We start from the raw sequence: 12,805 nt of genomic DNA on the forward strand, positions 1-12,805 counted from the left end.
GACCGTGGGCGCCGCAGCACCAGGCAACCCCGCCAGCCGGTCGGTCGGCCGGTCGGTCCGCCAGTCAGCCCGGTGGCAGTCCCTCACGGTCGCCGGGCCCGAGGGCGCCCCCATGCCGGTGGCGCCGACAGTTCCGACTCCAGCTCGCGCAGCCGGGACCGTACGGCCGGAGTGGGGCGGACGGCTGCCAGCGCCCGCCACACTTCCAGGTCGTCCTCACCCCATGGGGCGTGCGCCCAGTCCGCCAGGAGGTCGGGGTCGTGTACGGCTATCAGCGCCGACCGCAGGCCGTCGGCGAGCCTGCGCCGCAGCCGTGCGACGGCCGGTGCCTGCGAGCCCGGCAGCAGCGGGCCCGCGTACGCCGACGCGGCCGCCGTCACCGCACCCGTCTCCAGTCTCCGTTCCACCACCGCCACATCGGACTCGACGGGAACCAACAGCCGATACGGCCGTGACCCCAGCAACCCCGACCCGAGGAGACGGCGCAGCCGCGCCAGTTCGGCCCGCAACGTCACCGGCGTCACCGACTCGTCCTCGTACAGCGCGCAGAGCAGCTCGTCGCCGGACAGTCCCTCCGGGTGACGGGCGAGCAGCACCAGGATCTCGCTGTGCCGACGGCTGAGCCTGATCTTCCGCCCACGGGCCAGGAGTTGGGCCTCGTCCCGCCCCAGGGCGGCCAGTTCGAGCGCGTTCGTCGACGCGCCGGGCGGAGTGAGCAGGGCGAGCTGGGACTCGGCCGCCCTGGCGACCGCCTGGACGAAGCCGAGGCTGTGCGGATGAGCCAGGCCGTCGCCGCCGGTGATGTCGACCGCACCGAGCACCCGCCCCGTGCGTGGATCGTGCACCGGCGCCGCCGCGCACGTCCACGGCTGCACCCGCCGTATGAAGTGCTCGGCCGCGAACACCTGCACGGGCCGGTCCACGGCGACCGCGGTCCCCGGAGCGTTCGTGCCGACCGCGGACTCCGCCCACCGCGCACCGGGGACGAAATTCATCCGGTCGGCCCGCCGTCTGGTCGCCGCGTCTCCTTCCACCCACAGCAGTCTGCCCTGCGCGTCGCAGACGGCCAGCAGATGTTCACCGTCCGACGCGAACGTGCCCAGCAACTCGCGGACCAACGGCATCACTCGGGCCAGCGGATGCTCCGCGCGATAGGAACCGAGGTCGCCGTCCGTCAGTTCCACCCTGGCGGTGCCCTCCGGTCCCACACCCGCCTTCGCCGAACGCCGCCAGGAGTCCGCCACCACGGAACGCACCGGTCGCCCCACCGTGCCCCGCTGTGTGAACGCCTCATGCGCGCGACGCAGCACCCGTCCCCGCTCGACGGGGTCGGCTCCCGGCTCCAGAGCCACCCAAGGATCGGTCAACTCGGCCTCCCGGACACGCGCTCACGGCTGGAACCCATCGTCACCGCCGGACCCGCACCCGGACAAGCCGCGCGCTCCCTCGACCTCAGGCGGCGTCGACCAGGCGTATGTAGCGGTCCCAGTCCCAGTGCGGCCCCGGATCGGTGTGGTCGGTGCCCGGCACCTCGTAGTGGCCGATGATGTGCGCGCGGTTCCTGGGGATGCCGTGCCTGTCGCAGATCGCCGCTGTGAGTGCCGCGGACTGCTCGTACATGGCGGTGGTGAAGTACTCGGGCCGGTCGATCCAGCCCTCGTGCTCGATGCCTATGCTTCGTGCGTTGTAGTCCCAGTTGCCGGCGTGCCAGGCGATGTCGCGTTCGCGGACGCACTGGGTGACGCGCCCGTCGGCCGACCGGAGCAGGTAGTGCGCGGAGACCTGTTTCGCCGGGTTCCAGAAGACGGGCAGGGTGTTCTTGTACGTGGTCTGCGTGACGTGGATGATCACCAGGTCGATGGGTTGACCGGCCGGACGGTCGGCCGCGGTGTAGTTGGCCGGGCTCGCCGGTTCCCATCGGGCGGGTGCGTGGTCGAGGGGCGGCGACTGGGCGCCTGCCCGGGGGCTCGGGAGCAACGCGTAGGGGATCGCGGCGAGGGCGGTGCCCTGCAGCAGCCGCCGTCTGCTCGGCAACGGCCTGGCTCGCTCCATGTGGCTGTGCCTTTCCGGTCGGGAGTGGGGCATGTGCTGGTCGGTTCGTATCCGTGAGCGAAGACGCAGCCGCAGGTCGAATGGCTGCGCCTCACGTGGATCACGGTACGGCGACTGGCGGACGGGCTGTCCGAGCGTGTGGAAAACGGTGGAAAACCGGCGAGCTGTGGATAACTTCGTCACCCGGCAGAGGGAACGGGTGCGTTGCGGAGTCCGGTCGAGGGCGGCGTCGGCCTGCGCATCGGCGCAGCCCATGACCGCTTCCGCAGAGCTACGGCCGCACCCCGACCGTCGCCGGATCGTCCAGCACCCCACGCACCACCGAGTGGGCCGCACCCAGCAGCGGGCCCTCCGACCCCAGCCGGGACACGGTCACGGAACACGCCGGACCGGCCGTCCGTCGCGCCAACTCGCGCTCCAGCGAGGGCAGCAGCCAGGGCGCGAGGGCGGCCAGGGCGCCGCCCAGCACGACGGTCTGCGGGTCCAGCAGATTCACCGCGCCGGTCAGTGCCACACCGAGCGCTGTGCCGGCGCCCCGCAGGGCCCGGTGCACGTCCTTGTCGCCGGCGGCGGCCCGCTCGGCGAGGAACTCGACACGGTGTTCGCCCGGTTCCAGTCCGGCCGCCCGGAGTACGGCTTCCTCACCGGCGTACTGCTCCAGGCAGCCCCGTCCACCGCACGCGCAGTCCGGTCCTTCCGGCCGGACGGGAACATGCCCCAACTCGCCCGCGAATCCACGTGTTCCGCGGAGCAGCCGACCGTCCACGACGACCGCGCCGCCGATGCCGATCTCTGCGGAGACGTGCAGAAAGTCGAGCGGTGTGTCGTCACCGAGCCAGAGTTCCGCGAGACCGCCGAAGTTGGCCTCGTTGTCCACGGTCACCGGCAGGCCGGCGGGCAACAGGGCGCCCAGGTCCGTGTCGTGCCAGTCGAGGTTGGGGGCCCGAACCACCGTGCGGGCGTCGCTCGCGACCAGCCCGGGCACCGCGACGGCGAGCCCGGCGGGCCACAGGCCCTCGCCCTCCGCCTCGGCGACGACGCGGCGGACGAGCTCGGTCAGCTCCGCTATGACCGGCTCCGGCGCCCGGCCGCGATGGGTGCCGTGCCGCACCGCCCGAGCCCGCACCTCACCCCGCAGATCCACGGCGCAGACCGCGAGGTGGTCGACACCGATCTCCGCGCCGATACCGGCGGGGCCGCGTCCACTGAGGGCGAGCGCCGAACCGGGCCGTCCGACCCGGCCGGGGCGCTCGGGACCCAGTTCCTCCAGGAGTCCCGAACGGATCAGCTCGTCCACCAGCGTCGACACGGCGGCCCGGGTCAGGCCGATGTGCGAGGCGACGGCGGCTCGGGACAGCGGCCCCTCGGCGTTGAGGGTGTGCATGACCCGGGAGAGGTTGCGGCGCCGCATGCCCTGCTGGTTGTCGGGCAGACGGCGGCCGGAGCCGCTGGGGCGGGTTTCGTGCGGTGGTGCGGTCATGCCTCCCTCGGCTCCCGTCGGTGCGTCCCGGTGGGTGTTCCTGTGCGGTTTCCTGTCCGTGCCCTGTAGATCATGCCGGAATCGGATTTTCCCACTGGGGACACCCCCTCGCCGGTCAGTCGCTGTCCGGTCCGCTTTCCAGCAGCGGTGCGGCGTCGGACAGCACCCGGGAGATCCTGGTGAGCGTCTCCTCGTCCCGCTCCACGGCCTCCAGCACCGGCCCCCGGGTGGTGTCCCAGCGGCGGGCCACCGCGGCCGGGTCCTCGCCGGTGAGCAGCCCGGCGGCCTGTGCGGCGGCCCCCAGCGCGACCAGCTCCCTGGCCTCGGGGACCTGCACGGCACGCCCGGAGAGGCGGCGCACGGTCTGTTGCCAGGCGGTGCCCCGCGCGCCCCCGCCGATGAGCAGCAGCGGTACGGAGGTGTCCGCGTCGGAGTCGAGCACCAGGTCAAGGGCGCCGAGCAGTGAGTGGACGGCGCCGTCGTACGCGGCCTGCAGCAGTTGTCCGCCGGTCGTGTCGTGGCGCAGCCCGTGCAGCAGACCCGAGGCGTGCGGCAGGGCCGGGGTGCGCTCGCCGTCCAGGTAGGGGAGGAGCGTGACGTCCGTGCCGGGTTCCACGGACTCGCGGTCGAGGCCCAGCAGGGCGGCCACCCGGTCGACGGCCTGGGTGCAGTTCAGGGTGCAGGCCAGCGGCAGCCAGTCCCCGTGCGCGTCGGCGAAGCCCGCCACCGTGCCGGTCGGATCCGCCGTGCGGTGCCTGGAGACCGCGTACACCGTGCCCGAGGTGCCCAGGCTCAGCACCGGGGTGCCGGGGCGCAGTCCGAGGCCCAGCGCGGCGGCCGCGTTGTCGCCCGTACCGGCGGCGACCAGGGTCCCCTTGGCGAACGGCAGCTCGTGGGCGTCCCGTACGGTCCCGGCGACCTCGCCCGGCCGGACGACACGGGGCAGCAGCGCCGGGTCCAGCCCGACATGGGCGAGCACCTCGGCGTCGTACGCCTCCGTCGCCGACGCCCACCAGCCCGTGCCGGAGGCGTCGCCGCGATCGGTCGTGCCCTGGCCCGTGAGGCGCTCGGTGAGGTAGTCGTGCGGCAGGCGGACGGCGGTGGTCGCACGGACGGCCTCGGGCTCGTGCTCGGCCAGCCAGGCCCACTTCGTCACGGTGAAGGACGGCCCCGGCACGCTGCCGGCGCGCTCCGCCCAGGCCTTCGCGCCGCCCAGTTCCTCGACCAGTCGGACCGCCTGCGGCGCCGAGCGCACGTCGTTCCACAGCAGCGCCGGCCGCACCGGCTCGCCCTGCGCGTCGAGGGTGACGAGGCCGTGCTGCTGACCGCCGATCGACACCGCCGAGGCCTCGCGCGCCGCCTCCCCGCACTGGTGCAGCGCCTCGCACAGCGCGTCCCACCACTGGCGGGGGTCACTCTCCCGACCCGCCCCGGAGGACACGGTGTGCGGCGCCTGCCCGCTCGCCACGACCCGACCGGTCGACGCGTCGACGACCAGGGCCTTGGTGGACTGTGTGGACGAGTCCACACCGACGACGAGCGGACCCTCGGCAGCTGACATCGGGCTCTCCTTCTCACGCGGCTCGTGACCGCCGCTGACGCGGCTGACGCCTCCGTCCGGCGACATCTTGTCTTCCCAGAGACGCGTCCGCATACTAATTTGTAAATCGCCATGACGAAATAGTCGGAGCGCAAGGAGCCGCGGCATGAACTACCAACCCACCCCGGACGACAGGTTCACCTTCGGCCTGTGGACCGTCGGCTGGCAGGGAAGGGACCCGTTCGGCGACGCCACCCGGCGCGCCCTCGACCCGGTCGAGACGGTGCAGCGCCTGGCGGAGCTCGGTGCCTACGGTGTGACCTTCCACGACGACGACCTGATCCCCTTCGGGTCCTCGGACAGCGAGCGCGAGGAGCACATCAAGCGCTTCCGCGCGGCCCTGGACACGACCGGCATGACCGTGCCCATGGCCACCACCAACCTCTTCACGCACCCCGTCTTCAAGGACGGTGCGTTCACTGCCAACGACCGCGACGTCCGCCGGTACGCGCTGCGCAAGACGATCCGCAACATCGACCTGGCGGTCGAGCTCGGCGCCAAGATCTACGTCGCCTGGGGTGGCCGTGAGGGCGCCGAGTCCGGTGCCGCCAAGGACGTCCGGGACGCGCTCGACCGCATGAAGGAGGCCTTCGACCTCCTCGGCGAATACGTCACCTCCCAGGGCTACGACCTGAAGTTCGCGATCGAGCCCAAGCCGAACGAGCCGCGCGGCGACATCCTGCTCCCCACGGTCGGTCACGCCCTGGCCTTCATCGAGCGCCTGGAGCGCCCGGAGCTGTACGGCGTGAACCCCGAGGTCGGACACGAGCAGATGGCCGGGCTGAACTTCCCGCACGGCATCGCGCAGGCCCTCTGGGCGGGCAAGCTCTTCCACATCGACCTCAACGGCCAGTCCGGTATCAAGTACGACCAGGACCTCCGCTTCGGCGCGGGCGACCTGCGCTCCGCCTTCTGGCTGGTCGACCTGCTGGAGAGCGCCGGTTACGCGGGGCCGAAGCACTTCGACTTCAAGCCGCCGCGCACCGAGGACTTCGACGGCGTGTGGGCGTCGGCCGCGGGCTGCATGCGCAACTACCTCATCCTCAAGGAGCGCGCGGCCGCCTTCCGCGCGGACCCGGCGGTCCAGGAGGCGCTGCGTGCCGCGCGGCTGGACCAGCTGGCGCAGCCCACGGCCGCCGACGGCCTGCAGGCGCTGCTCGCGGACCGGACGGCCTTCGAGGAGTTCGACGCCGAGGCCGCCGCCGCTCGCGGCATGGCCTTCGAACAGCTCGACCAGCTGGCGATGGACCACCTGCTGGGCGCGCGCGGCTGATCACGCGCGTGGGGCCCTTCGAGTCGAAGCCGAAGCCGAAGCTCCAACCGCAAGGCAGCTCAAGCTCAGAAGCAAGCCGAGGCCGAGGCGGTGAGGGCCCCTCTTTCCGCCGGTGACCGTCAAGGTCGACTCCGACGCCCTACCTCGTCGGTTTCCGTGCGTAAATCTCCGGAATCGCGCGACCCACGGTGTGGGCCCTATCAACTTCCGTACGGGGCTCGCGCCTTGGCCGTTTCGCGGGGACTCTGGACGGTATGGGCATGCCGCCGCCACCGTCCCAGCCGCCCCGATCGCCGGACGGCACACCGCCGTCGAACGGCGGAGGGTTCGGGCCCCCGCCAGGGGGTTTCGGTCCGCCTCCGGGTGATCCGCCCGGGGGAGGCGGTGGCAGGCGGCCCCCGGGTCAGGGCGGGGGCCGCCTGCCACCCGATCCGCCCGGTGGACCCGCTCCCGACGGACGTCGCAGGCTCGCGCTCATCGCACTGGCCGTGCTCGTCACCCTCGGCGCCGTCCTCGCCGTGGCGCTGGTGGCCGGCCGGGGCGCGGGGTCGCCGGACGAGAAGCCGTCGAGCGGGACCGGTGGCGGTGCGAGTTCTTCGCCGACCCCGTCGCTGAGCCTCCCCTCAGGGCTGCCCAGCGACCTTCCGACACTGCCCTCCGGGCTTCCCAGCGATCTGCCCAGTGGTTTCCCCAGCGATCTGCCCAGCGGATTCCCGACCGGGTTGCCCGGCGACCTGGACCCACTCTTCCCGGACCCGGTCGGCCACACCGGGTGACGGAACCGCTCCGAGGTGTCAGTCGTCGGGTTCGCCGGCGACGGCAGCCAGTGCCGTCGCAGGATCATGGGCTGCCGGGCCGGCCGGTGCCCAGCGACCCCGCTCCTTGCGGTAGGGCCACCAGCGGCCGTCCCGTCCGAGGCGGAGTTGGGCCGACCCACCCACGACGGTCCAACGGTTGTGAGTGGACCGCAGCGAAGGGCGCTCGCCCTCGTCCCACGCCGTCTCCACAGCGGCACGCGCGCGTGCGAGCGACTCCGCCGGTACGTGCCACTCCTCGTCCAGCACGGCGAGACCGGCCGCCCCGCCGTACCGCCAGGCGCGGACGGCGAGCGCCAGTCCTTCCCGGCCACGCCCGGAACCCTCGCCGAGACGCGCCGCGATGCTCGTCCCCGGCGCACCGGCCGCCAGGCGCACCACGTCCTGGTGGAACGGCAACTCGTCGCCCAGGGGCTGCTGCTCATGACCGGGGTGGAGAGCCTCGGCCAGCAACCGGTGTGCCTCCATGGCCGTCTGCGCCGCCAGGAACTCGAGCGCCGTCGGGTCGAGTCCCGGCGCGGGCGTGGTCTCGCTGTCCAGGGAGGGCGGCAGGCCGGGCTCCACCGGCAGCGCGGGCGGCTCGGGCAGCGGCGGGAGGACCTCCCCCGCCGCGAACGCCTCCGCGGCGTCCACACCGTCACTGTGGCTGTCCGCGAGGCTGCTGCGGAGGTCGTTCATCGCCTCCTCGCCGCCCGCCGCGGGCACGGTTGCCCGCACGTGCAGTTCGTCCAGCAGCGCACCTTCCGTACGGCCGCGCATCAGCAGCAGGACGAACGGGTCCTGATCCAGCAGGCGGGCCACCTGGTAGCAGAGCGCCGCGGTGTGTCCGCAGTGGTCCCAGGCACCGCAGTCGCACTCCGCCTCCAGATCACCGAGCCCGGGCAGCAGCTCCACTCCGGCCGTCGCGGCGTCCTCCACCAGGTGCGGTGGCATCTCACGGTCGAGCAGGGCGGCGACATGCCCGGCCCGCTCGACCGCCATGTCCAGAAGACGGTCCCAGTGCTCCCCGGACAGTTCCTGAAGCAGGACGTCGGCACGGTGGCCGGTGCCGTCGCGGTCCTGGACGACCGCGGTGACGCGCCCGGGGCGCACCGACACCGCGCCCACGGCCCCCGCGCGCGCCAGCCGGCGCCCGACCTTCACCTGCTGCCCGTCCAGCGCCGCGTCCTCGAGCGCCTTCAACCAGGCCCGCCCCCACCACGTCCGTGCGAAACCCCCGCCCCGTACGGGAGCCAGTGCGGCGAACGTGCGCTCTTCGGCATGTCCCGTGCGTTCCGTCATCGCGCGTCCCCTCGAAGCTCCACCAGATCGGCCAGTGCCGCATCGGACAGCTCGGTCAGCGCCGTGTCGCCGGCGCTCAGCACCGCGTCGGCCAACTCCCGCTTGCGCAGCAGCATGTCCGCGATGCGGTCCTCGATCGTGCCCTCCGTGATCAACCGGTGCACCTGTACCGGCCGTGTCTGTCCGATGCGGTACGCCCGGTCCGTGGCCTGCGCCTCGACGGCCGGGTTCCACCAGCGGTCGTAGTGCACGACATGCTCGGCCCGCGTCAGGTTCAGACCCGTGCCGGCCGCCTTCAGCGACAGCAGGAAGACCGGAACCTCGCCTTCCTGGAAGCGTTCCACCATCGCCTCGCGCTCGGGGACCGGTGTCCCGCCGTGCAGGAAGCGGGTGGGCACCCCGCGTGCCGCCAGGTGACGTTCCAGCAGCCGGGCCATCCGGACGTACTGCGTGAAGACCAGAACGCTCGCCCCCTCGGAGAGGATGGTGTCCAGCAGTTCGTCCAGCAGCTCCAACTTCCCCGATCTGCCCGGGATCCGCGGCTTCTCCTCCTTGAGGAACTGGGCGGGGTGGTTGCAGATCTGTTTGAGCCCGGTCAGCAGCTTCACGATCAGTCCCCGTCGCTCCATGCCGTCGGCGGCGGCGATCTCCGCCATGGTCTCGCGGACCAACGCCTCGTACAGCCCCACCTGTTCCCTGGTGAGCGACACGGCACGGTCGGTCTCGGTCTTCGGCGGGAGCTCCGGCGCGATGCCCGGGTCCGACTTGCGGCGGCGCAGCAGGAACGGCCGTACGAGCCGGGAGAGCCGCTCCGCCGCGGCAGGGTCCCGACCGGCTTCGACGGCCTGCGCGTACCGGGTGCGGAAGGTGCTGAGCCGGCCGAGGAGACCCGGAGTGGTCCAGTCGAGGATCGCCCACAGTTCGGACACGTTGTTCTCCACCGGAGTGCCGGTAAGGGCCACGCGCGCGCGTGCCCCGATGGTGCGCAGTTCCCGCGCCGTGGCCGAGTAGGGGTTCTTCACGTGCTGCGCCTCGTCGGCCACGACCAGGCCCCAGGGCACGTCGGCGAGGCGCGGTGCGTCGAGCCGCATCGTGCCGTACGTGGTGAGCACGAACTCCGCGTCGGCGAGCCCGTCCAGACCGCGCCGGGATCCGTGGAAGCGGCGCACCGGCACGCCCGGGGCGAACTTCTCGATCTCCCGCTGCCAGTTGCCCATCAGGGACGCCGGACAGACCACGAGGGTGGGGCCCGCGGAGGAGGCGTCCGACTGCCGGTGCAGATGCAGAGCGATCAGGGTGATCGTCTTGCCGAGCCCCATGTCGTCGGCGAGACAGCCGCCGAGTCCCAGGGAGGTCATCCGGGCCAGCCAGTCGAGCCCCCGCAGCTGGTAGTCCCGCAGCGTCGCGGCGAGCGCGGACGGCTGCCCGACCGATTCCTGCCCCTCGGGGTCCGACAGCCGTTCCCGCAGCGTCGCCAGCCACCCGGTGGGCAGCACGTCGACCGTTCGGCCGTCGACCTCCGTCGAGCCCGTCAGAGCGGCACTGAGCGCGTCGACGGGTGACACTTTGCGGTCCTGCTGCGCACGGGCGCGGTGGATCTCCTCCGGATCCACCAGGACCCACCGGTCACGCAGTCGCACCATGGGGCGGTTCGCCTCCGCGAGCAGGTCGAGCTCCTCCCGGGTGAGCCGCTGATCGCCCAGCGCGAACCACCAGTCGAAGGCGAGCAGCGCGTCGGCGGACAGGTACGACGGGGTGTCCGACACGTTGCTGCCCGGGCCCTGCCCGTCGTCGTCCGGTGGGCCGATGACCGCGCGGGCGGTCAGCCCGCGGGCCAGTTCCCTGGGCCAGTGCACGTCGACACCGGCCGTCGCCAGCAGCCGGGCGCCTTCGCCGAGCAGTGCGGTGACCTCCTCGTCGGCGAGTTCCACGGCGTCCGGCACGGCTGCCGACAGCAGCGGGCCGAGCGGGGCCCAGGCGCGGGCGGCGCGGCGCAGCGCCAGCAGGGCGTCCATCCGCGCGCGCGGCCCGAAGGCGGCCGCGTCGGCCCACACCGCGGAGGCGTCCGCGACGAGCGTCGGGTCGCTCACGCTGTGCAGCTGAGGGACGACACGGAACGCCGGCCTCGTCCCGGCCGGGTCGTCGGCCCCGAGCGAGGCGAGCCCGGGAATCTCGACACGCAGTGACACACGGACCCCGGCGTCGTGTCCGGCGGCCACGTCGGCGGCCCAGGCGCGCTGTTCGGGAACGAACCGCGGATCACGGGCGGCGAAGGCCGGGCCGCCCGTCGCGACGCTCGCGGCGGGGGAGCGCGGCAGCGAGTCCACGACGGCGTCGAGGAACGCGCGCAGCAGCCGCTCCGGATCGGGCAGCCGGGGCGGCTCGCCGTGGTCCACCGGCAGGGCGTGCGCCTCGGGCGGCATCGCGGCGGCCAGTTCCCTGACCCGGTCCAGGTCCTCCGCCCGCAGCGGCCCCGCCCGCCAGGCGTCCTGTCCGCTCGCGGTGACGCCGGGCAGCAGCAGGCCTCGCGCGGCGAACTGGAGCCCCAGTAGGGTGGCGGCGCCCCAGAAAGCCGTCGACCGGTGGGCGCCGGTGGTGGCACGCGCGCGCGTGAGAACCGGAAGCGCGGCGTGCACCGGGAGCGACACGACGGGCACCGTGACCCGTCGGACGCCACGGTCGCCGGGCAGCGCGAGCGTCAGCTCCCCGTCGTACCCGTGGGCGACCAGGGACGGTGCGGAGCCGTCCGGTCGCCAGAAGGCGACGTGACCGGTGCGGGCGGGGTCCGCGGCCACGAAGACGGCAGGGCATCGGGCCAGTTCGGAAACTTCGGGGAGGGTTGCCACGGGGTTCGTCGGCACAGGGATGCTGAACTCCTCAAATTTGACTACTGGAAGGCAGAATCGCCGAGGATACCTCATCTCAAACCTCTTCCCGATACCTTGTGGAGTGACGTGGGTCACTTTTCCCGTGCGGTGACGAGGGCATCTCAGGGTTGTACGGGGGTTCGACTCAGGGGCATGTCAGGGTCGCGGTCCGGAACCGCGGGGACTCCGATCCCGTTTTCAGGACAGAGAGCGGCAGTGGCCGCGAAGGAGGCGACGGAGATGTCGAAGAGTACGAAGATCGTCGCAGGGGGTGCGGCACTCGGGATCGTCCTGCTGATCCTGTTGCCGTTCCCCTTCTGGGCCAATCTCCTGATAGTCCTGGGGATCCCCACAGTCGCGTACCTGGCGCTGGACCCCTCGCAGCGGCGCAGGCTGCGCCGCACCGGCCGCAAGGAGCTCGGCCGCTGACGTGCCACCGGCCCGCCCGCGCGGGCCGGTGCGGCACACGCAATCAGTTCGGGCGTACGGCGATCTTGTCGAGCGACTCCAGAAGACCGGGCAGTTCCGGGCCCCTGCCCACCGGCAGTACCTCTCCGGGTTCCTCGTCGAGAAGGACGAACGCGATGTCGTCGGTCCTGGCCACCATCGACCAGCCGGGGCCGTCGGCACGGAGCGTCCGCGCGCCGCCCGGCGCGAACGAGGAGCGGACCCGCCCGAGAGGCGGAGGGGACTCCACGTAGGCGCGCGCCTCCGCGAGCACGCGGCGGATACCCGTGCGAGGAGCACCGTCGTCCTTCCCGGCACCCGCTGCGGCTTCCGTCGTGTCGCCGGACGCCGCCCGGTCCGAGCCGTCCTGCCCGGCGAACGCGGCGTCGTCGATCTGCTCCCGCCACATGGCCCACTGCAGAGCGATCTCGTCGGCGCCCAGACGACGCTGGGCGGGGCCCCAGATGCCGGTGTCCGGCGGGCTCAGCGGAGGCCGGTCCGAGACCTCGGGATCGGGGTCGTGCGGAGCGGGCACCCCCGGGGCCGCGACAGCGACCGCCAGAGGCCAGCCCGGCAGCGCTGCCACGACGGAGTCCTCGTCGGGCGACAGGTCGTACTCCATGCCGCAGTCCCACGACGCGATGGCCACGGCGACCAGCGACACGTCGTCGACCGCCACCGTCCACCTGGCTCCTTCGCCGTCCTGGCCCAGGACGATCCCGTAACCGTCCGCGAGCGGTGCGAGGCCCAGGGCCGCGCAGGCCTCCGGGTAGTCGTCGCCCAGCACGCTGGGGAAGTTCGCGGGCGTGAGCAGTACCGCCGTCAGCACGTACAGCGCGTCGTCGTCCCCGGCGGTGACGGCGTCCTCGTCCGTCCCGGCCATGCAGGCCTCCCATCGCTCTCGCTCGTCCGTCGGCGCACCCTAATGCGCCCGGCGTGCCCTTGTCACGAGCGGGAACCCCGTGCGGAGCTGCGGATATCCGGGGCGAG

Annotated in this window: 10 protein-coding genes; 3 read left to right on the forward strand and 7 right to left on the reverse strand. The window is 72.8% G+C overall.

Features of this window, described 5'->3' with window-relative positions; all coding sequences use genetic code 11:
- Positions 1–83: 83 nt before the first annotated feature.
- The 4 genes from RM704_RS35170 to xylB form a co-directional block, all read right to left on the reverse strand.
- Complete coding sequence (locus tag RM704_RS35170; protein WP_033527933.1) at positions 84–1,367, reverse strand: GAF domain-containing protein; 1,284 nt, start codon at positions 1,365–1,367, stop codon at positions 84–86.
- A gap of 85 nt (positions 1,368–1,452) precedes the next feature.
- Entirely contained in the window at positions 1,453–2,052 is a 600-nt protein-coding gene (locus RM704_RS35175; RefSeq protein WP_033527932.1) for an N-acetylmuramoyl-L-alanine amidase, read from the reverse strand.
- Positions 2,053–2,323: 271 nt separating this feature from the next.
- A complete protein-coding gene (locus RM704_RS35180) occupies positions 2,324–3,532 on the reverse strand; it encodes an ROK family transcriptional regulator (protein WP_033527931.1) in 1,209 nt (402 codons plus the stop codon).
- Positions 3,533–3,647: 115 nt separating this feature from the next.
- Positions 3,648–5,093, reverse strand: a complete 1,446-nt coding sequence (gene xylB, locus RM704_RS35185; RefSeq protein WP_033527930.1) for a xylulokinase — start codon at positions 5,091–5,093, stop codon at positions 3,648–3,650.
- A 145-nt stretch (positions 5,094–5,238) separates the two neighbouring features.
- Between xylB and xylA the strand changes: the two genes are divergently transcribed.
- On the forward strand, positions 5,239–6,405 hold the full coding sequence (xylA, locus tag RM704_RS35190; RefSeq protein WP_033527929.1) for a xylose isomerase: 1,167 nt from the start codon (positions 5,239–5,241) through the stop codon (positions 6,403–6,405).
- A 488-nt stretch (positions 6,406–6,893) separates the two neighbouring features.
- Positions 6,894–7,181 carry a hypothetical protein gene (locus RM704_RS35195; protein ID WP_311592013.1) on the forward strand — a complete coding sequence of 96 codons (288 nt, stop codon included), beginning with the start codon at positions 6,894–6,896 and terminating at the stop codon, positions 7,179–7,181.
- An 18-nt stretch (positions 7,182–7,199) separates the two neighbouring features.
- Here RM704_RS35195 and RM704_RS35200 read toward each other — a convergent pair whose 3' ends face one another.
- Positions 7,200–8,501, reverse strand: a complete 1,302-nt coding sequence (locus tag RM704_RS35200; protein WP_033527928.1) for an SWIM zinc finger family protein — start codon at positions 8,499–8,501, stop codon at positions 7,200–7,202.
- A complete protein-coding gene (locus RM704_RS35205) occupies positions 8,498–11,422 on the reverse strand; it encodes an SCO1167/SCO6262 family helicase (protein ID WP_078937167.1) in 2,925 nt (974 codons plus the stop codon). The genes RM704_RS35200 and RM704_RS35205 overlap by 4 nt, the downstream gene beginning before the upstream one ends.
- A 186-nt stretch (positions 11,423–11,608) precedes the next feature.
- Here RM704_RS35205 and RM704_RS35210 point away from each other — a divergent pair, with 186 nt between their 5' ends.
- A complete protein-coding gene (locus tag RM704_RS35210) occupies positions 11,609–11,797 on the forward strand; it encodes a tail-anchor membrane protein (protein WP_033527980.1) in 189 nt (62 codons plus the stop codon).
- Positions 11,798–11,840: 43 nt separating this feature from the next.
- Here RM704_RS35210 and RM704_RS35215 read toward each other — a convergent pair whose 3' ends face one another.
- Positions 11,841–12,698 (reverse strand): hypothetical protein, encoded by an 858-nt coding sequence (locus RM704_RS35215; protein ID WP_033527926.1) that lies wholly within the window; start codon positions 12,696–12,698, stop codon positions 11,841–11,843.
- Positions 12,699–12,805 lie beyond the last annotated feature (107 nt).

This window comes from Streptomyces gottesmaniae (assembly GCF_031845845.1).
GTDB lineage: Bacteria > Actinomycetota > Actinomycetes > Streptomycetales > Streptomycetaceae > Streptomyces > Streptomyces akebiae.

Bases quoted from the DNA above. Each gene is read 5' to 3' on its own strand.
- RM704_RS35175 (WP_033527932.1), bottom strand. From the start codon at position 2,052: ATGGAGCGAGCCAGGCCGTTGCCGAGCAGACGGCGGCTGCTGCAGGGC.
- RM704_RS35180 (WP_033527931.1), bottom strand. From the start codon at position 3,532: ATGACCGCACCACCGCACGAAACCCGCCCCAGCGGCTCCGGCCGCCGT.
- xylB (WP_033527930.1), bottom strand. From the start codon at position 5,093: ATGTCAGCTGCCGAGGGTCCGCTCGTCGTCGGTGTGGACTCGTCCACA.
- xylA (WP_033527929.1), top strand. From the start codon at position 5,239: ATGAACTACCAACCCACCCCGGACGACAGGTTCACCTTCGGCCTGTGG.
- RM704_RS35200 (WP_033527928.1), bottom strand. From the start codon at position 8,501: ATGACGGAACGCACGGGACATGCCGAAGAGCGCACGTTCGCCGCACTG.
- RM704_RS35205 (WP_078937167.1), bottom strand. From the start codon at position 11,422: ATGAGGTATCCTCGGCGATTCTGCCTTCCAGTAGTCAAATTTGAGGAG.
- RM704_RS35210 (WP_033527980.1), top strand. From the start codon at position 11,609: ATGTCGAAGAGTACGAAGATCGTCGCAGGGGGTGCGGCACTCGGGATC.
- RM704_RS35215 (WP_033527926.1), bottom strand. From the start codon at position 12,698: ATGGCCGGGACGGACGAGGACGCCGTCACCGCCGGGGACGACGACGCG.